20 protein-coding genes and 2 tRNA genes are annotated in these 19,745 nt (G+C 66.9%); 9 read left to right on the top strand and 13 right to left on the bottom strand.

What is annotated here, in order from left to right:
- Positions 1-33 precede the first annotated feature (33 nt).
- From gatB to gatC, 3 genes are read right to left on the bottom strand one after another with little or no spacing between them, the layout of a single operon-like run.
- Positions 34-1,488 carry an Asp-tRNA(Asn)/Glu-tRNA(Gln) amidotransferase subunit GatB gene (gatB, locus tag ACQY4K_RS03810; RefSeq protein ID WP_428393550.1) on the bottom strand — a complete coding sequence of 485 codons (1,455 nt, stop codon included), beginning with the start codon at positions 1,486-1,488 and terminating at the stop codon, positions 34-36.
- Positions 1,485-2,966 (bottom strand): Asp-tRNA(Asn)/Glu-tRNA(Gln) amidotransferase subunit GatA, encoded by a 1,482-nt coding sequence (gene gatA / locus ACQY4K_RS03815; RefSeq protein WP_428393552.1) that lies wholly within the window; start codon positions 2,964-2,966, stop codon positions 1,485-1,487. Before gatA ends, gatB begins: the two co-directional genes overlap by 4 nt.
- Positions 2,966-3,253 carry an Asp-tRNA(Asn)/Glu-tRNA(Gln) amidotransferase subunit GatC gene (gatC, locus tag ACQY4K_RS03820; RefSeq protein WP_428393554.1) on the bottom strand — a complete coding sequence of 96 codons (288 nt, stop codon included), beginning with the start codon at positions 3,251-3,253 and terminating at the stop codon, positions 2,966-2,968. Before gatC ends, gatA begins: the two co-directional genes overlap by 1 nt.
- A gap of 70 nt (positions 3,254-3,323) precedes the next feature.
- On the opposite strand from gatC, the gene ruvX reads away from it, so the two are divergent.
- Positions 3,324-3,821 (top strand): Holliday junction resolvase RuvX, encoded by a 498-nt coding sequence (gene ruvX / locus ACQY4K_RS03825; protein WP_428393556.1) that lies wholly within the window; start codon positions 3,324-3,326, stop codon positions 3,819-3,821.
- Here ruvX and ACQY4K_RS03830 read toward each other — a convergent pair.
- Positions 3,800-3,874, bottom strand: a tRNA-Val gene (locus ACQY4K_RS03830). The genes ruvX and ACQY4K_RS03830 overlap by 22 nt on opposite strands.
- 146 nt (positions 3,875-4,020) lie before the next feature.
- Here ACQY4K_RS03830 and ACQY4K_RS03835 point away from each other — a divergent pair.
- From ACQY4K_RS03835 to pncA, 4 genes are all read left to right on the top strand, one after another.
- Positions 4,021-4,887: an N-formylglutamate amidohydrolase gene (locus ACQY4K_RS03835; protein ID WP_428393558.1), complete on the top strand. Its 867-nt coding sequence runs from the start codon at positions 4,021-4,023 to the stop codon at positions 4,885-4,887.
- Positions 4,888-4,932: 45 nt separating this feature from the next.
- Positions 4,933-5,787: a transglycosylase SLT domain-containing protein gene (locus tag ACQY4K_RS03840; RefSeq protein ID WP_428393560.1), complete on the top strand. Its 855-nt coding sequence runs from the start codon at positions 4,933-4,935 to the stop codon at positions 5,785-5,787.
- A 97-nt stretch (positions 5,788-5,884) separates the two neighbouring features.
- Positions 5,885-7,777, top strand: coding sequence for a molecular chaperone HtpG (htpG, locus tag ACQY4K_RS03845; protein ID WP_428393561.1), 1,893 nt, complete (start codon positions 5,885-5,887; stop codon positions 7,775-7,777).
- A 3-nt stretch (positions 7,778-7,780) separates the two neighbouring features.
- A complete protein-coding gene (gene pncA / locus ACQY4K_RS03850) occupies positions 7,781-8,428 on the top strand; it encodes a bifunctional nicotinamidase/pyrazinamidase (protein WP_428393563.1) in 648 nt (215 codons plus the stop codon).
- A 9-nt stretch (positions 8,429-8,437) separates the two neighbouring features.
- Here the strand turns inward: pncA and panB are convergent, their stop codons facing one another.
- Positions 8,438-9,259: a 3-methyl-2-oxobutanoate hydroxymethyltransferase gene (panB, locus tag ACQY4K_RS03855; protein WP_428393564.1), complete on the bottom strand. Its 822-nt coding sequence runs from the start codon at positions 9,257-9,259 to the stop codon at positions 8,438-8,440.
- Positions 9,260-9,484: 225 nt separating this feature from the next.
- Between panB and ACQY4K_RS03860 the strand changes: the two genes are divergently transcribed.
- Together ACQY4K_RS03860 and ACQY4K_RS03865 are read left to right on the top strand one after the other, a co-directional pair.
- Complete coding sequence (locus ACQY4K_RS03860) at positions 9,485-9,727, top strand: AbrB/MazE/SpoVT family DNA-binding domain-containing protein (RefSeq protein ID WP_428393566.1); 243 nt, start codon at positions 9,485-9,487, stop codon at positions 9,725-9,727.
- Positions 9,728-9,735: 8 nt separating this feature from the next.
- Positions 9,736-10,113, top strand: a complete 378-nt coding sequence (locus ACQY4K_RS03865) for a type II toxin-antitoxin system VapC family toxin (RefSeq protein WP_428393568.1) — start codon at positions 9,736-9,738, stop codon at positions 10,111-10,113.
- A gap of 29 nt (positions 10,114-10,142) precedes the next feature.
- Here ACQY4K_RS03865 and ACQY4K_RS03870 read toward each other — a convergent pair.
- Positions 10,143-10,216, bottom strand: a tRNA-Gln gene (locus tag ACQY4K_RS03870).
- Positions 10,217-10,431: 215 nt separating this feature from the next.
- Here ACQY4K_RS03870 and ACQY4K_RS03875 point away from each other — a divergent pair.
- Entirely contained in the window at positions 10,432-11,178 is a 747-nt protein-coding gene (locus ACQY4K_RS03875; protein WP_428393570.1) for an RlmE family RNA methyltransferase, read from the top strand.
- Positions 11,178-13,859, top strand: coding sequence for an MGH1-like glycoside hydrolase domain-containing protein (locus ACQY4K_RS03880; RefSeq protein ID WP_428393572.1), 2,682 nt, complete (start codon positions 11,178-11,180; stop codon positions 13,857-13,859). The genes ACQY4K_RS03875 and ACQY4K_RS03880 overlap by 1 nt, the downstream gene beginning before the upstream one ends.
- Here the strand turns inward: ACQY4K_RS03880 and serS are convergent.
- From serS to ACQY4K_RS03915, 7 genes are read right to left on the bottom strand one after another with little or no spacing between them, the layout of a single operon-like run.
- Positions 13,849-15,123, bottom strand: a complete 1,275-nt coding sequence (gene serS, locus ACQY4K_RS03885) for a serine--tRNA ligase (RefSeq protein WP_428393574.1) — start codon at positions 15,121-15,123, stop codon at positions 13,849-13,851. The two genes, ACQY4K_RS03880 and serS, sit on opposite strands and share 11 nt — an antisense overlap.
- A 22-nt stretch (positions 15,124-15,145) precedes the next feature.
- Positions 15,146-15,895 (bottom strand): twin-arginine translocase subunit TatC, encoded by a 750-nt coding sequence (tatC, locus tag ACQY4K_RS03890; RefSeq protein WP_428395955.1) that lies wholly within the window; start codon positions 15,893-15,895, stop codon positions 15,146-15,148.
- Between the two features lie 56 nt (positions 15,896-15,951).
- Positions 15,952-16,524, bottom strand: a complete 573-nt coding sequence (gene tatB, locus ACQY4K_RS03895) for a Sec-independent protein translocase protein TatB (RefSeq protein WP_428393576.1) — start codon at positions 16,522-16,524, stop codon at positions 15,952-15,954.
- 33 nt (positions 16,525-16,557) lie between these two features.
- Positions 16,558-17,133 carry an SMC-Scp complex subunit ScpB gene (scpB, locus tag ACQY4K_RS03900; protein WP_428393578.1) on the bottom strand — a complete coding sequence of 192 codons (576 nt, stop codon included), beginning with the start codon at positions 17,131-17,133 and terminating at the stop codon, positions 16,558-16,560.
- Entirely contained in the window at positions 17,130-17,939 is an 810-nt protein-coding gene (locus tag ACQY4K_RS03905; protein ID WP_428393580.1) for a segregation and condensation protein A, read from the bottom strand. The genes scpB and ACQY4K_RS03905 overlap by 4 nt, the downstream gene beginning before the upstream one ends.
- Complete coding sequence (nagZ, locus tag ACQY4K_RS03910) at positions 17,933-18,937, bottom strand: beta-N-acetylhexosaminidase (protein WP_428393581.1); 1,005 nt, start codon at positions 18,935-18,937, stop codon at positions 17,933-17,935. The genes ACQY4K_RS03905 and nagZ overlap by 7 nt, the downstream gene beginning before the upstream one ends.
- Positions 18,938-18,950: 13 nt before the next feature.
- Entirely contained in the window at positions 18,951-19,709 is a 759-nt protein-coding gene (locus ACQY4K_RS03915; RefSeq protein WP_428393583.1) for an SPOR domain-containing protein, read from the bottom strand.
- Positions 19,710-19,745: the final 36 nt, after the last annotated feature.

The raw sequence follows: 19,745 nt of genomic DNA on the forward strand, positions 1-19,745 counted from the left end.
GCTGCCCGGACACCCGTCAAACAGCATCACGTGCTAAAGTCGAAGCCTGCGTCCGAGGGCCTCATTGACGAGTGCCGGATTGCCCCTGCCCTGCGTTGCCTTCATCACCTGTCCGACAAAGAAGCCAAACAGCTTCTCCTTGCCCGATCTGAACTCGGCAAGCTTGTCCGGATGCCGGGCGATCACGTCATCGATGGCCGCCGAGAGGGCCGCGGGATCGGTAATCTGTCGCAGACCTTTCCGTTCGATCAGGGCTTCGGCAGGCTCGCCGGTCTGCACCATCTCCTCGAACACGTCCTTGGCGATCCGTCCGTTGATGGTCTGGTCGCCGACCAGCCTGAGCAGATCCCGCAAGGCCGGCGCCGTCACCGGGCTGTCATCGATCGATCGTCCGGTCCGGTTGAGCGCTGCGAACAGGTCGCCAGTGACCCAGTTCGCGGCCAATCTGGGCTCCGCGCCCACGGCGACGACTTCGAAATAGTCGGCTACGGCACGGTCCGCCACCAGCACCCCGGCGTCATTACGGGCAATCCCGTATTGCGTGATGAAGCGGTCGCGTTTCGCGTCGGGCAACTCCGGCAGCTGCGCCTTCAGCGCGGCCAGCCAGCCTTCGTCGAGCACCAAAGGCAGCAGATCCGGATCCGGGAAATACCGATAATCGTGCGCGTCCTCCTTGCTGCGTAACGAGCGCGTCTCGCCGCGTCCCGGATCGAACAGGCGGGTCTCCTGATCGACGACGCCATCGCGCTCCCAAACCTCGATCTGCCGGCGCGCCTCAATTTCGATTGCCTGCATCACGAAGCGCACCGAGTTCACGTTCTTGATCTCGCAGCGCGTGCGCAACGGCTCGCCCGCGCGACGCACGGACACGTTGACGTCCGCGCGCATCGATCCCTCCTCCATGTTGCCGTCACAGGTGCCGAGATAACGCAGGATCGTCCGCAGCTTGCGCAAATACGCCCCAGCCTCTTCGGGGCTGCGCATATCCGGTTCGCTGACGATTTCCATCAACCCGACTCCGGCCCGGTTGAGATCGATCAGCGACTTCGTCGGGCTCTGGTCATGCATCGACTTGCCTGCATCCTGTTCGAGATGCAGACGGGTGATGCCGATCTGGCGCAGGCTGCCGTCGGCCAGCTCGATCTCCAGGGTTCCAGCACCGATCAGCGGCCGGGTGAACTGGCTGATTTGATAGCCGGCCGGCAGGTCGGCATAGAAATAGTTCTTCCGATCAAACCGGCTCTCCAGATTTACCCGTGCGTTGAGACCGAGACCCGTGCGCACCGCCTGGGCGACACACTCCTTGTTGATGACCGGCAACATGCCCGGAAAGGCGGCATCCACCAGGCTGACATGCGCATTCGGCTCGCCGCCATAGCTGGCCGGAGCACCCGAAAACAGCTTTGCCTGGCTGATCACCTGGGCATGCACCTCAAGCCCGATGACCAGTTCCCAAGCACCCGTCAGACCCTCCAGCACATAGCTCATGCCGCCATCCCCGCGCGGACGCTCGGCGCCTGCACGAACTCCGCCGCGCGCTCGAGTGCGGCAGCGGCCGCAAACAGCGTCTCCTCATCGAACGGCCGGCCGATCAGTTGCAGACCAAGCGGCAAACCATTGCTGTCCAGGCCGGCCGGCACCGACAGCGCCGGCACTCCGGCCAGGCTCGCCGGAACGGTGAAGATGTCGTTCAGATACATGCTGACTGGATCATTCATCTTCTCGCCCTGGGCGAACGCGGCCGAGGGGGCCGTGGGCGTCAGCAACACGTCCACCTTCTGGAAGACCTCGGTGAAGTCGCGCAGGATCAGGCTGCGCACCTTCTGCGCGCGTGCGTAATACGCATCGTAATACCCCGCCGAGAGCACATAGGTGCCGATCAGGATCCGGCGCTTCACCTCGGCGCCGAAGCCGGCCGAGCGCGACGCTTCATACATCGCGTCCAGGCTGTCCGCCGGCACCCGCGTGCCGAACCGCACGCCGTCGTAACGGGCCAGGTTCGACGAGCATTCCGCCGGAGCCACGATGTAGTAGGCCGGCAGACCATAGCGACTGTGCGGCAGCGACACGTCGACGATCTCGCAGCCCGCATCACGCAGCCAGGCAATCCCTTCGGCCCACAGAGCCTCAACCTCGGGCGGCACGCCCGGCGCGTGATATTCCGCAGGGATGCCGACCCGCAGACCGCGCAGGTCACGCTTGCAGGCCTGGGCATAGTCGGGCACCGGCCGGTCCGCCGAGGTGCTGTCCTTCGCATCGAACCCCGCCATCGAGCGCAGCAGGATCGCGCAATCCTCGACGCTGCGTGCCATCGGCCCGGGCTGATCGAGCGAACTTGCGAACGCCACCACGCCCCAGCGGCTGCAACGGCCATAGGTCGGCTTGATGCCGACGATCCCGCAGAACGAGGCGGGCTGGCGGATCGAGCCACCGGTATCGGTGCCGACCGCGCCCAGAGCCATTTGTGCTGCGACCGCCGCGGCAGACCCCCCCGAAGACCCGCCCGGCACCAGCTTGACGGCCTTCCCGGCATGCTGCCACGGGTTCTCCACCGGACCGAACGCGGAGCTCATGTTCGACGAGCCCATCGCGAACTCATCGAGATTGGTCTTGCCGAGAAACACCGCGCCGTCGTCAAGAAGCCGCTGCGTCACCGTGCTCTCGTAGGGCGGCACGAACCCGTCGAGCATGCGGCTGCCGGCGGTGGTGCGCACGCCATCCGTGCAGAACAGATCCTTGATCGCGAGCGGAATGCCGCCCAGCGGCTTGTCCTCGCCGCGGCCAAGTGCCTGGTCGGCCTTTGCCGCCGCTCGCAGAGCCTGGTCCGCGGTCACGGTCAGATATGCATTCAATCGCGCGTTGAGGCTGCCCACCGCATCGATATGCGCCTGCGCCAGCTCCGTTGCGCTGAATTGCCGCGCGCGCAGTCCGCGCAGGGCCCCCGCAATCGAAAGCTCCGTCAGCATCACTCGACCACCTTCGGCACCGCAAAGAACGGCCCTTCCCGGTCCGGCGCATTCGACAGCACGCGGTCCACTGATGCGTCCGCCTGCACCACATCCTCGCGCAGCCGCAGGGCCGTCTGCTCCACACCGACCAGGGGGATGACCCCGTCGACGTCGACTTCGGAGAGCTGCTCGATCCAGCCCAGGATGCCGTTCAACTCGTCCTGGAGCGGGCGGACCTCGCTGTCCGCGATCGAGATCCTGGCCAGGCGTGCTATTTTGCGAACGGCTCCGGGATCAAGCGGCATGGGCAGGTCTTTCAGAAGATTGGAACAACAACGTTATAACCGGGGCGCGGCCGGACCATAGGCCACGCCGATGGCTCTGTTCAACATACCGGATCTCCGCGCTTTCCTCGCCCCGAACACCAGGCTGCTGGGCCTCGATCCGGGGCAGCGCACCATCGGGTTGGCATTGTCGGACGTCTCCCTGTTGCTGGCGTCGCCCTATGGCGCACTCAAGCGCGGGAAACTCGCGCTCAATGCCGCGGAGATTGCGCAAATTGCGCACAAGGAGGGTGCCGGAGGGCTCGTATGTGGCCTGCCGCTCTCGATGGATGGCAGCTTCGGATCAGCCGCGCAGAGTGCGCGGGACTGGCTGGTCGCATTGTCCGCGGCGGCAGGCTTGCCCGCGGCACTGTGGGACGAGCGCCTCTCATCAAGCGCCGTCAATCGCATGTTAATCACGGATCTTGACATGACACGCAAACGACGCGCGGCGGTCGTGGACAGGGCTTCCGCCGCCTACATCCTGCAGGCAGCACTTGACGCCAGCCGTATGCGCCCGAAGACGGATGGTGGGCGCGACAGGGTTTGAACCTGTGGCCCCTGCCATGTCAAGGCAGTGCTCTACCGCTGAGCTACGCGCCCATCCGCCGCCGGGTTCTAACCGTGCTGCCCATCGACTGCAAGCGACCCACGACACCCTATCGTCAATGCGGCTGCGAAGTGACACGGTGCGCCGGGTCGCGCAAAGTCGCGGCATGGCAAGACCCGATGTTCCTAAACCCATCGCGATGCTTCCAGATCCGCCTTTCCGGGTGCGCAATCCGCTGCGCCAAACGGCTCCGATGGTGGTCGCCTCGCCGCATTCCGGCCGCGCCTATCCCTCCAGCTTCGTTGCCGAGTCGCGGCTGTCCTTCGACGGATTGCGGCGCAGCGAGGACGGCTTCGTCGACGAATTGCTCATCGATGCGGCCGCGGCCGGCATCCCGCTGCTGCAGGCGGAGTTCCCGCGCGCCTATTGCGACGTCAATCGCGAGGCCTGGGAACTCGACCCGGTCATGTTCACAGACAAGCTCCCCTCCTGGTGCAACACCAGCAGTGCGAGGGTCCTGGCCGGATTTGGCACCATCGCCAAGCTGGTCGCGTCCGGGGAGGCGATCTACCACGGCAAGCTCGCCTTCACCGATGCCGAACAGCGCATTCGCACATGCTGGCAGCCCTATCACGACACCTTGGCTCTCCTGATCAGCAACACCCTGGATCGGCATGGCATCTGCCTGCTGATCGATGCGCATTCCATGCCGAGCCTTAACGGAGGCACCGCGGGCAATCATGCCGGCACCGAGCCCGATTTTGTCCTCGGCGATGCGTTCGGCACGTCATGCGCACAATCGATTACGCGCTTCACCGAACGGTTCCTGCGTGAACGCGGCTACCGGGTGCGCCGAAACGATCCCTATGCTGGCGGTTACGTGACCCGGCATTACGGTCGTCCCGCCAACCGGGTCCACGTGCTGCAGCTCGAAATATCAAGGCACCTCTACATGAACGAGGCGCACCTGCAGAAACTCGACACGTTCGACGCGATCCGCGCGCTCGTGCGTTCGCTGCTCGACACCCTCGCAGGCAATGTCTCAGCTTTGGTCAGCGCAACATAGGCCGTTGTTCACCAATTCCTAACCCGTGGCGCGCATCATCCACGCATGCGCCGCCCCCTCGCAGTTCTCGTCGCCGCTTTGTTGACGCTGCTGTTCCCGCGGCTCGTGCTCGCCGGACAGCCAGGCGACGCAACATTGTGCCAGCAGGCGACCGCGAGTGCTGAACGCCTTACCGGCGTGCCGAACGAATTGCTCGACGCCATCAGCCGGGTCGAAAGCGGCCGCTACGATGACGCGCAGCACGGTGCCAGGGCGTGGCCCTGGACGATCAACGAGGAGGGTCATGGTCACTTCTACGCCTCAAAAAACGAGGCCGTTCAGGCCGCACAAGGTTTTCAGGCACGCGGCATACGCTCCATCGATGTCGGCTGCACCCAGATCAATCTCATGTATCACCCTACCGCGTTTGCATCGCTCGATGACGCGTTCGACCCCACGCAAAACGCCAATTATGCCGCCCGCTTCCTCACCGAACTGTTCCACCAGGTCGGCAGTTGGCCGCATGCCGCCGCCGCCTATCACTCGCAGACCCCCGAACTCGGCACCGACTACCAGCGCCGCGTGCTCGAGGCCTGGGCCGACCCGATCAACCAGCCGGATGTGCCCTCGGCGCTGGGCCGCTTGGCATCGGCCCACCCGACCATGCCGCATCGTCAGATCGCGTCCATCTCCACTCCATTCCTTGGCTCAATGCCAATCCTGGCGATGCCCGCGCCGGTCCTGCAATCCCCGCTCGCGCGCCGGTTCGCCGCACCGATCGGGGCCTCGTTCGGCGGCCTCAGCCAGGTCGAGCGCAGCCCGGGCGCGGCCCGGTTCGCCTTCAAAGGCCGCACCCTGGCCGCCTACCGCGCCATGCCAGTCGCCATGCTGACCAGCAGCCCGCCGATCGCACGCTACTGAGCAGGCCCAGGAGCGCAGGGTCGAAGGGGCCCCGTTGAAATCCGCGTGATTGCCGCGCATATCCCCGCCCGTATCGAACGGCTCGGAGAGATCTGCGATGAGTGACCAGGCCCAACCGCAAGAGAACGTCGAGGCTCCCGACGGCGTCGAGAGCCACGAATTCAGCGCCGAGGTTGGCCGACTGCTCGACCTTGTCGTCCACGCCCTCTACTCCGACCGCGAAATTTTCCTGCGCGAACTCGTCGCCAACGCCGCCGACGCCACTGACCGCCGCCGCTTCGAGGCCCTGACCGACGCTGCCGCAGCCCTGCCAGAGGGTGCGAAAATCCGCATCGATCCGGACAAGGCGACGCGTCTGCTCACCATCAGCGACGACGGCACCGGCATGAGCCGCGCGGAACTCGCGCAAAACCTCGGCACCATCGCCCGCTCCGGAACCCGCGTCTTCGGTCAGACCCTCGCCCAGGCCAAGCCGGAGGACCGTCCCAGCCTCATCGGCCAGTTCGGCGTCGGCTTCTATGCCGCCTTCATGGTGGCAGAAAAGGTCGAGGTCACCTCGCGACGTATCGGCGAGACCGAGGCCTGGCGCTGGTCTTCCGAGGGCGGCGGCAAATTCACGCTTGCGCCCGCGACCCGTGAGACCCCCGGCACCGACATCGTCCTGCACATCAAGCCGGACGCCGACGAGTTTCTCGAGCCCTACCGGCTGGAGAGCATCGTCCGCAAATGGGCCGACCACATCACCTGGCCGATCACCATCCAGCGCGACGGCCAGGAGGTCGCCGCCAACGAAGGCACCGCTCTATGGCGCAAGCCCAGGAGCGAGATCACCGAGGAGCAACTCACCGAGTTCTACCAGCATCTCGGTCATGCCTTCGACAAGCCGTGGGCGACCCTGCACTGGCACGCCGAAGGCACCCTCGAATTCACGGCCATGCTGTTCATCCCCTCGATGCGGCCGTTCGAGCCGGTCGAATCCGTGCGCGAGAGCCGGGTTCGCCTGCATGTGAGGCGGATGTTCATCACCGATGAGGCCGAGCTGCTGCCGGCCTGGCTGCGTTTCGTGCAAGGCATCGTCGATACCGAGGACCTGCCGCTCAACGTCTCGCGCGAAATGCTGCAGGCAACGCCGGTGCTGGCCCGCATACGCAAGGCCGTCACCAACCGCGTCATCACCGAATTGCGCAATCGCGCCAAGGACACGGAGAGCTTCGCCGGGTTCTGGGGCAATTTCGGCCCTACCCTCAAGGAAGGCCTGTGGGAGGATGCCGAGCACCGTAACGAGCTCGCAGCACTCTCGCGCTTTAGCTCCACCCACAACAGCGAGACGACGACCCTGCCCGAGTATGTCGGCCGCATGAAGCCGGAGCAGGACGCCATCTACTACCTGATCGGCGAGAGCCAGGAGTCGCTTTCGAGCTCGCCGCAGCTCGAAGGCTTCAAGGCGCGCGGTATCGAGGTGCTGCTGCTGTCGGATCCGGTTGATGCCTTCTGGCCGGATCGGCTCAGCCGCTTCGAGGAGAAGCCGCTGCGCAGCGTCACCCAGGGCCTGGCCGACCTCTCCAAGCATGCCGCCGAGACCGCCCCCGAGGCCGATGCCGCTGACATCACCGCATTGTTGCCGGCACTCAAGGAGGCGCTGGGTGAGGAGATCGCCGAGGCGCGCAGCACCGATCGGCTGGTGCAAAGTGCCGTCGTGCTGGCGGCGTCGCAATCCGGTCCCGACCTGCAGATGCAACGGCTGATGCGTCGCTCCGGCCAGAAGCTGCCGACCTCGGCACCGGTGCTGGAGATCAACCCGCACCACGCCTTGATCCGCTCGCTTGCCGCCAGGCTCGCCCGCGGCGAGGCGATCGACGAGGCGGCGCGCACCTTGTTCGATCTCGCCCGCGTCCAGGACGGCGAGCTTCCACGCGACCCGGCGGCGTTCGCGCGGCGCGTCTCGGCCTCCCTGGTCGCCACCCTGTCTTTGCCGGCCCAGGACATCTGAGCCATGCACATCGATCCGCGCACGGATATCCTCGCGGTCATCGATGTGCAGCCGACCTTCATGCCAGGCGGCGAGCTTGCGGTCCCTGATGGCGACACTGTGCTGCCCCTCGTCAACCATCTGCTGCAGGACCGCTTCGCCCTGGGTTTCGCCACCCAGGACTGGCACCCTGCGGGCCACAGCTCGTTCGCCAGCAGCCACCCAGACGCCGCCCCCTACGACACAATCCGGATGCCCTACGGCCCGCAGATCCTCTGGCCGGACCACGCCATTGCCGGCACACCGAACGCGGCACTGCATCCCGATCTGGCCCAGGACAGACTACGGATGATCCTGCGCAAAGGCACCGATCCCGCAATCGACAGCTATTCGGCATTCCGGGAGAACGACCACACGCGCTCCACCGGACTCGCCGGCTGGCTGCGCGAGCGCGGGCTCAAGCGGTTGTTCCTATGCGGCTTGGCCCAAGATTTCTGCGTCGCCTGGTCGGCGCGCGACGCCGTGCAGTACGGCTTCGAGGCAGTTGTGATCGAGGATGCGTGCCGCGCCATCAACGCCGCGGGCCCGGATGGCCGCTTCAGCCTTGATGTGGCCCGCGAGGACCTTCTTGCCCGCGGCGTCACCCTTCTCCCCGCGGCCGCGCTGGCCTGATCGCAGGCCTCAGCGCGTCTTGCGCACGCCGAAGCAGTGCTCGGGTGCGGGAAACCTTCGCTGGCGCACATCCTCGGCATAGGCCGCCGCCGCGGGCCCGATCTGCGCCCCGAGGTCGGCGTAGCGCTTGACGAAGCGCGGCGTGAACTCGGTGAACAATCCCAACATGTCATCCGCCACCAGCACCTGCCCGTCGCACTCCGCCGACGCACCGATCCCGATCGTCGGCAAAGACACCTCGCGGGTGATTTGTGCCGCCAGCGGCTCCACCACCCCTTCGAGGACCACCGCGAAGGCGCCCGCCGCGTCGACCGCCTGCGCATCCGCGCGCAGCTTCTCCGCCTCGTCCTGCTTGCGGCCCGTCGTGCGAAACCCGCCCGCCGCCTGCACCGATTGCGGCATCAGACCGATATGCCCGCAGACGGGGATGCCTCGCTGCACCAGGAACCGGATCGTCTCGGCCATCTCGGCGCCGCCCTCGAGCTTCACCGCGGCACAGCCCGTCTCCGAGAGCACACGTGCCGCCGCGCGATAGGCGAGTTGCGGTGATTCCTGATAGGCGCCGAACGGCAGATCCACCATCACGCAGGCGTGCTGCGCCCCGCGCATAACCGCCTGACCATGTGCGATCATCATCTCCAGGGTCACCGCAAGCGTCGTGCTCATGCCGTAGAGCACCATGCCAACGGTATCGCCGACCAGAAGCAGGTCCGCGTGCGCATCGAACGCGCGCGCCACCGGCGTGGTGTAGGCGGTCAGACACACGATCGGGACGCCGTCCTTGTGCGCCCGTATGTCCGGCACGCCGATGCGCCTTGCGATCTCCGCCATTTTGCTCACTCTCGCATCACGATGTGGCTGGGGAACCGGGCATCCCAGGCCACGGCAAGGCTGGAACGCCGCCGGACTGCGGCCGTTACTACACGTCTGGCCCGCATGCAATTTGCCGTGCAGGCGCTGCCATGCCTGTGCGGCCACGCCCTACGATAGGAAGCTAACGTTTGGGCGCCAACCTGCCATACTGCGAAGCTTCAGCCATATCAATAAGGCCATGCCATGAGAACCAAGGTCATGCCGGATGGACGGATCAGCCTGCCCGCGGGGCTTCGCAAGAAGCACGGTCTCTTTCAGGGCGGCGAGGTCATCGTCGAGGATGCAGGCGACGCCATCGTGTTGCGGACGCTCGGTCAAGTGGTCGTACGCGCCCAAGCCCTCAGCCGCAGGCTGGTCAATGGTCAGGCTGGATCAACGGTGGATGACTTCCTGAACGATCGTGCGCGCGAGGCTGACGCGGAGTGACGGCTGTCGTGCTTGACGCCTCCGCCTTGCTCACCCTGCTCCTGGGCGAACCCGGCTGCGAGCAGGTGAAGGCGGTGCTGGATGGAGCGTTGCTGGGTGCCGTGAACCTTGCTGAGATTGTCAGCCATTACGCAAAGCTCGGCGCGTCCAGAGGCGATATCCAGACCTTGCTGGGGCCGTTGCCGATCCGAGTGGTGCCAATCGATGCGGGCCTGTCGTACGACGCCGGGATGCTAAGGCCGCTGACACTGAAGGGCGGCCTGTCGCTGGGCGATCTCTACTGCCTCGCGTTGGCCAGACGAGAGAGCATCCCCGCGGTGACGGCGGAACGGCGCTGGCCCGAACTCGCAGGCGTCGCCGGTGTCACGGTGGAATTGAGCAGATGAGGCTTGGGGAAGGACCTCCGCCTCCGCTGTGGCTGGGGGACCTGGATTCGAACCAGGGCTGACCGGGTCAGAGCCGGTAGTTCTACCGCTAAACTATCCCCCAATCGGAACATCATGCGGAGCTGCCGCCAATGCTGCGAATGGGCGGCAGGTAGCACCACGATCCGGGGCTGGCAACTCTCTTCGCGCACGGCGCTTGCCCTAAGGCTGCGCCGTGAGAGAATAGGGGGCATTCAGGCTAAGCGAGGTCGAGGCGTTGTTCGAACACACCAAAGGGTCACGAGGCGCCTCACTTGGTTCTACCCAGGGCCTGACCGGGTGAAGCGTCACGGCGGCGACGACAAGAGCGGGGGCTCCGGCGCGGCGCCTGGTGTGCAGACGACGCGGCTGCAGGCGGTGTCTCTGCGCACAAGCCGGGGACGCTCGCAGGCGCAGCAGCGCTGGCTGTCGCGGCAGCTCAATGACCCTTACGTGCTCGCCGCCCGCAAGCAGGGCTGGCGTTCGCGCGCCGCCTTCAAGCTGATCGAGCTGGACGACCGCTTCTCGTTGCTGGGCCCTGGCATGCGCGTCGTCGATCTTGGTGCTGCCCCCGGCGGCTGGGCGCAGGTCGCGGTCCGCCGTGGTGCGACCGAGGTCGTCGGCATCGACCTGTTGCCGGTCGAGCCGATCGCGGGGGCCACCATCCTGCAGGGCGACTTCAACGATCCCGAGCTCGCGGCAAGCCTGCGCCCACTGCTCGGCGGCCCGGCTGATCTGGTGCTGTCGGACATGGCCCCCAACACCACTGGGCATGCCGCCACCGACCATCTGCGGATCATCGCGCTGGCCGAGCTGGCGCTGGCGTTTGCGATGCAGGTGCTCGCACCGGATGGCCGCTTCGTCGCCAAGGTCTTCCAGGGCGGCTCCGAGAAGCAGATGCTGGCGCCGATGAAGCAGGTCTTCGCCAGCGTGCGGCATGCCAAGCCGCCGGCCAGCCGCAAGGAATCAAGCGAACTCTACGTGGTTGCGAGCGGCTTTCGGCCGGAGCGCGCCGCTTCCCTGGTCGATGCCATTGGCCAGCCCTGATGAGCGGCTCGCGGCCGATCAGCACCCGGCCGCGCGACGCCGAGCGCCGGCGCCTCGACGAAGTGCGCCACGGCATGCGCAACTGGCGGCTCTGGGGTCCCTATTTGAGCGACCGCCAATGGGGCACGGTGCGCGAGGACTACAGCGAACACGGAGAAGCCTGGGGCTATCTGCCGCATGAGCAGGCCCGTGGCCGCGCCTATCGCTGGGGCGAGGACGGGCTCGCCGGTTTCTCCGACGACACCCAGCGTCTGTGTATGTCGCTGGCGCTGTGGAACGGCCGCGACCGCATCCTCAAGGAGCGGCTGTTCGGCCTGACCGGACCGCAAGGCCCGCACGGCGAGGACGTCAAGGAGCTCTACTGGCTGCTCGACGCGTTGCCGTCACACGCCTACATGCGGATGCTCTACAAATATCCGCAAAGCGCCTACCCCTACGACCGCCTGGTCGAGGAGAACCGCAGGCGTTGCCGGGCCGATGACGAATTCGAGCTGACCGACACCGACGCCTTCGGCGAGCGGCGCTATTTCGATGTCGTCATCGAGTACGCCAAGGCCGAAGAGGCCGACATCCTGATGCGGGTTACCGCCACCAACCGCGGGCCCGAGCCCGCCACGCTGCACGTCGCCCCGCAGCTGGTGTTCGCCAACCACTGGTCATGGCGCGAAAACCACCCCAAGCCGTCGATGCGCACCTACGGCCGACGTTGCGTCATCGCCGAACATCGCATGCTCGGCCATTACACCTTCAATATCGAAGCCGGCGCCCAACTGCTGTTCTGCGAAAACGAAACCAACCCCGCGATCATGGGGCAGCCCGCAAGCGAGGGCGTCTTCAAGGACGGATTTCACGCCCGCATCATTCACGGCTGCGAGGACGCGGTCCGACGCGAAGGGCCGGCCACCAAATGCATGGCCTGGCATCAGCACGAACTGGCTCCCGGCGAGGCCTGGACCGTGCGCGTGCGCCTGGTGCGCGGTGAGCCGATCATCCCTCCCTTCGCGGGCTTTGATTCCCTGGTAGAGACCCGACGCGCCGAGGCTGACCGCTTCTACGCCGCCCTGCAAAAGGATATCCCCGACCCGGACGCGCGCCTGGTGCAGCGCCAGGCCCTCGCCGGAATGATCTGGAACAAGCAGTTCTACAGCATCGACGTCTATCGCTGGCTGCGCGGCGACCCGACCCAGCCAACCCCGCCCGAGGCGCGCCGCCGCGGCCGCAATCATGACTGGCGGCATCTGAGTGCCGAAGACATCATCTCGATGCCGGACAAATGGGAGTATCCCTGGTTCGCGGCGTGGGATCTCGCCTTCCACTGCATTACCTTTGCCCTGATCGACGCCGATTTCGCCAAGGAGCAGATGCTGCTGCTGGCGTCGGAATCCTACATGCACCCGAACGGCCAGATCCCAGCCTATGAGTGGAATTTCGGCGATTCCAACCCGCCGGTGCAGGCCTGGGCCGCTTGGCGGGTGTATCAGATCGAGCAGGACGCCAACAACGGGGTCGGCGACCGCAGCTTCCTCGAGCAGATCTTTCACAAGCTGCTGCTGAACTTCGCCTGGTGGGTCAACCGAAAGGACAACCAGGGCCGCAACGTGTTTCAGGGCGGCTTCCTTGGGCTGGACAATATCGGCGTCTTCGACCGTTCGCGTCCGCTGCCGATGGGCGGCTATCTGGACCAGACCGACGGCACCGCCTGGATGGCGATGTTCGCGCTCAACATGATGCGCATCGCGCTCGAACTCGCGCTAGAGGACCACGCCTTCGAGGACATCGCCAGCAAGTTCTTCGAGCATTTCCTCTATATCGCCCAGGCGCTGAACGATATCGGCGAGCGCGGCGTCGGGCTTTGGAACGACTCCGACAAGTTCTTCCACGACGTGCTCAACCTGCCCGATGGCCGCACACAGGAGCTCAAACTGCGCTCGATGGTCGGCCTCAGCCCGCTGTTCGCGGTGGAAACGCTTGAGCCGGACCTGCTCAGGCGGCTGCCGCGCTTCACCCGGCGCCTGCATCTGTTCCTCAGCCGCCGGCCCGACCTCGCGGCCCTAGTCTCACGCTGGGAGGAACCGGGGATCGGCGAGCGACGCCTGCTGTCGCTGCTGCGCGGGCACCGTATGAAGCGGCTGCTGTTGCGCATGCTCGATCCGGAGGAGTTCCTCTCCGACTACGGCGTGCGTTCGTTGTCTCGCCACCACCTCCACCACCCCTACGTCTTCGACAGCGAGGGCGCGCGCATCCATGTCGGCTATGAACCGGGCGAAAGCCGCACGGACATGTTCGGCGGCAACTCGAACTGGCGCGGCCCGATCTGGTTTCCGATGAACTTCCTCATCGTCGAGGCGCTCGACCGTTTCCACACCTATTACGGCCGCGATTTTCTCGTCGAATGCCCGACCGGCTCCGGCCATTTCCGAACCCTGCGCGAGACCGCCGACGACATCGCCGCCCGGCTGACCCGGCTGTTCCTCAAGGATGCGCAAGGGATCCGACCGGCGCTTGGCGACAGCCCGATCCTGCAGAGCGATCCCGACTTCGCCAGCCTCGTGCTGTTCCACGAGTATTTCCATGGCGACACCGGACAGGGCCTCGGCGCTTCGCATCAGACCGGCTGGACCGGCCTCGTCGCCAACCTGCTGGCACGCCGGACACCGGGTCGAAAGGGCCTCAGCCGGTAATCCCGATCCGGGTCATGCCGCCGCAATAGGGTTGCAGCGTCGGGGGGATCAGGATTGAGCCATCCGCCTGCTGACCGTTCTCCATGACTGCAATCAAGGTCCGCCCGACCGCGAGCGCCGATCCGTTCAGCGTATGCACCATCTCCGGCGGGCCGCCCTCCACGCGGGTGCGCGCGTTCATCCGCCGCGCCTGGAACTCGCGGGTGTTCGAGCAGGACGACACTTCCCGCCACGCTCTCTGGCCCGGCAACCAGGCTTCGAGATCATAGGTCCGCGCCGCCCCGAAGCCGGTGTCGCCGGCACAGAGCAGCATCCGGCGATAGGGGATTTCCAGCAGCTCCAGCACCCGCTCGGCGCAGCCGGTCATCCGTTCATGCTCCGCCTCGCTGGCATCGGGGGCGACGATCGAGACCAGCTCCACCTTCTGGAACTGATGCTGGCGCAGCATCCCGCGCGTGTCGCGCCCGGCCGCCCCCGCTTCGCTGCGAAAGCACGGCGACAGCGCCACCAGCCGCATCGGCAGCGTCTCATGCGGCACGATCTCGCCGGCGACCAGGCTGGTCAGCGGCACCTCGGCGGTCGGGATCAACCAGCGTCCGTCGGTGGTGACGAAAGACTGGTCGGCGAATTTCGGCAGCTTATCGGTGCCGTACATTGCAGCCTCGCCGACCAGCAGCGGCACCGCCTGCTCGACGTAGCCGTGGCTCTGCGTATGCAGGTCCAGCATGAACTGGCCGAGTGCCCGCTCCAGCCTCGCAAGCGGCCCGCGCAGCACCACGAAGCGGCTGCCGGAAAGCTTCGCCGCCCGCTCGAAATCCATCATCCCGAGCGCCTCGCCGAGCTCGAAATGCTGCTTCGGCGCAAAGTCGAAATTGCGACGCATGCCACGCTCGTGCACCAGCAGGTTGGCGTTCTCGTCCGCGCCGTCCGGAACCGCCGGGTCGAGCCGGTTCGGCAACTCGGCCAGCGTCGCGCGTATCTCCGCGTCCAGGCGGGCACTGTCCTGTTCCAGCCGCTCGATCTCCGGGCGCAGCGCCACCGCCTCCGCCTCCATCGCCGTGCTGTCCACGCCGCCGCGCCTGGCCTGACCGATCAGCTTGGCCAACGCATTGCGACGCGCCTGCCGCTCCTGCAGCGTGGTCAGCGCCGCGCGATGCGCTTCGTCCTGCGCCAGCACGGACGCTGCCACCGGAGGCAGGCCGCGACGCGCGAGATTCCTGTCGAAGCCTGCCGGATCATCACGCAGCGTCCGCACATCGTGCACTAGCTCGGCTCCGCCGCGGGCACTAGACCGGCTCCTCCGCCAGCGGCTTCGGCTCGACCATACGCGCGGAGATGATCGAGACTTCGTAGAGGATGATCAAAGGCACCGCCAGGATCGTCTGGGTAATGACATCGGGCGGCGTCAGCACGGCCGCGACCACGAAGGCGCCGACATAGGCATAACGGCGCATCTTCTTCAGTCCCTTCGAATTGATGATGCCGACCTTGGCGAGCAGCGTCAGCACCACCGGCAACTCGAAGGCGATGCCGAACGCCATGATCAGCTTCATGACGAGCGCCAAATATTCGCTGACCTTGGCATCGAGCTGGATTTGCAGCCCGTCATGGCCCGCCGATGTCTGAAAGCTGAGAAAGAACCGCCAGGCCACTGGAAACACGAAATAGTAGGCCAATGCGGCGCCGAGCAAAAACAACACCGGCGTGGCGATCAAAAACGGCGCGAAGGCGCGCTTCTCGCTGCGATACAGGCCGGGGGCCACGAAAATCCAGACCTGGATCGCCACCACCGGAAACGACAGAAAGGCCGCCCCGAACATCCCAACCTTGAGATAAGTGAAGAACGCCTCATAAAGCGCCGTGTAGATTAGATGCGGCTGCTCCCCCTTCTGGCGCATGATCTCGGCCAGCGGGTGTGCCAGGAACAGATAGATCCGCGCGGAAAAGTGGTAGCAGAGCAGGAAGCACAGCAGGAACGCTACCGCCGACCAGATCAGACGACGTCGCAGCTCCACCAGGTGCGCAAGCAGCGGCATCGGCTCGTCGTTGATAACATCCTCACGCACGGGCTTTTCCAACGTTATCAGCCCGCTCAGAACAGGTCCGAAAAGGGTCGCCTGACCCCTGGCGGCATGAATGCCGGCGCCGGTGCAACAGCGCGTTCGCGACGCATCCGGGCGGCAGTCCGCGGCGGGATCACCACCGGCGCCGGATCGTCCGCCTCAGGCATCGGCTCCGCCTCCTGCATCGGCGTCACCGAGCTATGTGGCCGGTTGCGCGCGCGCAGCAGCTCGGCGCCCGAGACCGATACCTGGCTGCCCAGTTCGGTTGGCGCGCCCGGCAGCGTCGTCGCCGAGGCGGCCGGCACGGCGCTCAGTGGATTGTCGGCCAGGGTGCGACGCAGGCTGCCGTCGCCGTCCAGCGCCTTCATCACCTGCCCGCGCAAATTCATACCGCGCAGTTCGCGAAACGATTCCCGCGCGTCCCCGAGATCGGCTTCGCGCACCATCTCGTCGACATGCGTCTGGAACTCGCCGGCGAGCTTGCGGCCCTTTTTGAGCACGTTGGTGACCGCGCGGATCGCGGTGGGCATGTCCTTAGGCCCGATGAAGATCAGCCCGACGATGCCTATCAGCGCGAGCTCGGACCAGGCAAAGTCGAACATAGGCTTTCGGTGTCTCCTTGGCGGCGCGTCGTGTTAGCATGCCTCCGGCATGGCCGGAACCGTGGGTTCGAGCAGCAGTTCCTCGCGTCGTGGCAGATCGCGCAGGTCGCGCAGGCCAAAATGCCGCAGGAACGCGGCCGATGTCGACCATAGCACCGGCCGCCCCGGCACCTCCTTGCGTCCGCACGGCGCAATCAGGGAGGCCTCGAGCAGGCTGTCCAACGTCGCCTGGCCGAGGGCGACGCCGCGGATCTCCTCGATTTCCGTCCGGGTGCAGGGCTGGTGGTAGGCGATCACCGACAGCGTCTCCATCGCCGCGCGCGGCAGCCGGCGCGGACGCTGCACAATCCGGGTCAGGCAGGGTGCCAGATCGGGCGCGGTGCGGAACTGCCAGCCGCCGGCCACCTGTACCGGCCGCACCCCACTTTGCGCATACCGCAACACCAGCGCGTCGAGCACGCGGCGCAACGCCTCGACGCCGCTCCCCTCCAGCGCCTGCTGGCTGTCCAGCATGTCCAGCAAGGCACGCTCGCTGACCGGCTCGGCGCTGGCAAAGATCATCGCCTCCGCCAGCCGGAGCGCCAATCCGGGCGGCTCAGCCTCGCTCACTCGGCCGCCTCACGCAGCATCGCGGGCTGCTTGCCGCGAACCCGGATCGCCCCGAACGCATGCGCCTGGGCAAGCTCGACCTCACCGCTGCGCGCCAGCTCCAGACCGGCGAGCAAAGCCGCCGCGACGGCCGCGCGCTGTGCCACGATCGAGGCCGCCGCCCCGGCCGGCTGCCACTCCGCCAGGATCGCCTCGAAGCCGCACCAGCCAGCTCCGGCCTGATCCACCGTCGCATCGCCTAGCATCCGCCGCAGACGCGACAGGGCTTCCTGCATCGTCCACAGGCCGAGCGGCCGGGGACGATAGCTCCGGTGTCGCGCCACGCGGCGCATCGACGCCAGGTAGGCGGTGAGCAGACGCGGCACATCCAGCTCCAGGCCGGAGCGGTCCACCTCGGTGAGCGCCTCGCTTACACCGCGCGCAAACACGTCATGACCGAGCTGGTCCTTGTGCGCGAGCCAGGACGCCGCACGTCGCACATGGGCAAGCTCGGCGAGACGCGCGGCCAGCAGCCCGGCCACGATCTCTGCCTCGACTTCGGACTCCGCATGGCCCGGCTCCTGCGGTAGCAACAGCCTGGATTTGAGCCACGCCAGCCACGCCGCCATTACCAGCCAATCCGCCGCGAGTTCCAGCCGCGCCTGTCCCACCACCGCAAGATATTGCTCGACCAGCTGCAGGATCGAGATCCGTGCGAGATCGACCTTCTGCGCGCGCGCCAATTCCAGGAGCAGATCGAGCGGTCCCTCAAACCCGTCCAGCCGCAACAGCGGCGCCCCGCAATCAGGCGCGCCGCCGGTCAGCATGTCAGGCGCTTACGCTCGGCGGCCAATGCTGCCGCCTCCGCCGCGGTTCGACGAACCGCCGCCAGCGCGCGCGCACGTTCGAGCCGCGCCAGGGCCGCATCGTGCAGCGGCGCCATGCGCTCGAGCACCGCGCGCGTCTCCGCCAGGACCCCCGAGCAATGCAGCGCCACATCGCAGCCCGCCTGTAGCGCACGCATCGCGCGGTCGCCCGGTGAGACGTCCCCGAGCGCACCCATCGCCAGATCGTCGGACACCAGCAGGTTGTCGAAGCCGAGCCGGTCGCGCACCACACCTTCCAGGATCTTGCGCGAAAACGTCGCGGGCTGCATCGGATCCTGGTCGTGGTAGCGGATATGCGCGGTCATCAGCCAGGGCAGCCAGGCCAGCGCCGCGAACGGCGCCAGATCCAGCGCGTCGACTCCGTCCAGCTCCGGCAACGCCACATGGCTGTCGCTGCCGGCGCGGCCGTGCCCGGGTACATGCTTGCCCACCGGCTGCACCCCCGCCGACAACAGGCCGTCGGCAAAGGCGCTGGCCAGCGTTACGATCGTCTCGCCATCAGGGCCGAAGGCACGATCGCCGATGACCGCATGCGCGCCCGCCACCGCGCGATCGAGCACCGGCGCGCAGACCACGTCGAAGCCGGCAGCCGCGCAGTCCAGCCCAATCAGCGCCCCGGTCAGGAACGCGGCACGACGGCCCGCCGCCGGGTCACGTCCATAGAGCGCGCCAAGCGAGGCGGCGGTCGGATGCGCGTGCCAGTGCGGCGGACGCAGCCGGGCGACACGACCGCCCTCCTGATCGACCATCAGCAGCGCCTCCGCCGGCAGGACCGCGCGCAATTCGCCGACCAGGCCGGCAAGCTGCGACGGCGAGACGATGTTGCGCCTGAACAGAATGACCCCGAGCGGTGGCCGTTGCGCGAGCAGACGATGTTCCGCCGCGTCCAGCGTGGCACCGGCGACGCCGACGATCGCGGCCAGTGGCGGCGCGGTCATCGGCGGCCCCGGCTCAGAAGTCCGCGACCGCGCACGCCACCCGCGCCTTGCGCGCTGCCGCGCAGAACGTCGCCGCCGCCGCGGTATCGGCAAAGCCACGGGTGCGTAGCCGGTAGATCACGTGCCCGTCATGGTCGGCCCGCTCGATCCTCGGCGTGCGCCCGGCGAACAGCTCCGGATGCGCATGACGGAGCCGCGCCCATTCGGAGAGCGCCGCAGCATCGCTGTCGACGGCCGCCAACTGCACCGCGCGGGCTCCGCCCGACGCATCGGTGCGCAGACGTGACGCGTCCGGTGCCTGTGTTGGCGGAGGCGCGGGTGGCGGAGTGGTCTTCGGCGGCGACGTCGCCTGGCTCGGCGGCGCTTGGAGAGGCGGTGCGTGTATGGGCGGCCTTTGGGCGGCCTCGCGATGCCGCGCGGCTTCGACCTCGGCCGCGAGCGCGCCTGGCTGCGGAGTCTCCGGCGCCGGCGCCAGGCTGTCCTTGCCGCCATCCGAGCCAAGCGAGAACCCCGCGGGCCCGTCGGCCTGCATGCCACCCGGGTTGACCGGCTTGACCCGCACCGGACCCGCCGGCGCCGCAATCACCGGGATCGCACCGTTGCGGCGGCCGCTGAGCGCCCAGCCGCCGATCAGCACGACCAGCAGCAACCCGATCCCGCAGGCGATCAGCGCCAGATGGCGGGTCGTCGGGTCCATCGCCTCACGACCGCGCGCCCCGCTGGCGGGGGTATATTCGCCGTCGAGGGCGCGGTCCTCATCCACCGGGTTCATCGCATCTCCACCCGACCGCGACCCGGCCGAATCGGG

This window comes from Lichenicoccus sp. (assembly GCF_965276875.1).
In the GTDB taxonomy this organism is placed as follows: domain Bacteria; phylum Pseudomonadota; class Alphaproteobacteria; order Acetobacterales; family Acetobacteraceae; genus Lichenicoccus.

Bases quoted from the DNA above. Each gene is read 5' to 3' on its own strand.
- gatC (WP_428393554.1), bottom strand. From the start codon at position 3,253: ATGCCGCTTGATCCCGGAGCCGTTCGCAAAATAGCACGCCTGGCCAGG.
- gatB (WP_428393550.1), bottom strand. From the start codon at position 1,488: ATGAGCTATGTGCTGGAGGGTCTGACGGGTGCTTGGGAACTGGTCATC.
- panB (WP_428393564.1), bottom strand. From the start codon at position 9,259: ATGGCGGAGATCGCAAGGCGCATCGGCGTGCCGGACATACGGGCGCAC.
- ACQY4K_RS03905 (WP_428393580.1), bottom strand. From the start codon at position 17,939: ATGCTGACCGGCGGCGCGCCTGATTGCGGGGCGCCGCTGTTGCGGCTG.
- pncA (WP_428393563.1), top strand. From the start codon at position 7,781: ATGCACATCGATCCGCGCACGGATATCCTCGCGGTCATCGATGTGCAG.
- tatB (WP_428393576.1), bottom strand. From the start codon at position 16,524: ATGTTCGACTTTGCCTGGTCCGAGCTCGCGCTGATAGGCATCGTCGGG.
- htpG (WP_428393561.1), top strand. From the start codon at position 5,885: ATGAGTGACCAGGCCCAACCGCAAGAGAACGTCGAGGCTCCCGACGGC.
- ACQY4K_RS03840 (WP_428393560.1), top strand. From the start codon at position 4,933: ATGCGCCGCCCCCTCGCAGTTCTCGTCGCCGCTTTGTTGACGCTGCTG.
- tatC (WP_428395955.1), bottom strand. From the start codon at position 15,895: ATGCCGCTGCTTGCGCACCTGGTGGAGCTGCGACGTCGTCTGATCTGG.
- ACQY4K_RS03880 (WP_428393572.1), top strand. From the start codon at position 11,178: ATGAGCGGCTCGCGGCCGATCAGCACCCGGCCGCGCGACGCCGAGCGC.
- ACQY4K_RS03835 (WP_428393558.1), top strand. From the start codon at position 4,021: ATGCTTCCAGATCCGCCTTTCCGGGTGCGCAATCCGCTGCGCCAAACG.
- ruvX (WP_428393556.1), top strand. From the start codon at position 3,324: ATGGCTCTGTTCAACATACCGGATCTCCGCGCTTTCCTCGCCCCGAAC.
- ACQY4K_RS03860 (WP_428393566.1), top strand. From the start codon at position 9,485: ATGAGAACCAAGGTCATGCCGGATGGACGGATCAGCCTGCCCGCGGGG.
- nagZ (WP_428393581.1), bottom strand. From the start codon at position 18,937: ATGACCGCGCCGCCACTGGCCGCGATCGTCGGCGTCGCCGGTGCCACG.
- gatA (WP_428393552.1), bottom strand. From the start codon at position 2,966: ATGCTGACGGAGCTTTCGATTGCGGGGGCCCTGCGCGGACTGCGCGCG.
- ACQY4K_RS03915 (WP_428393583.1), bottom strand. From the start codon at position 19,709: ATGAACCCGGTGGATGAGGACCGCGCCCTCGACGGCGAATATACCCCC.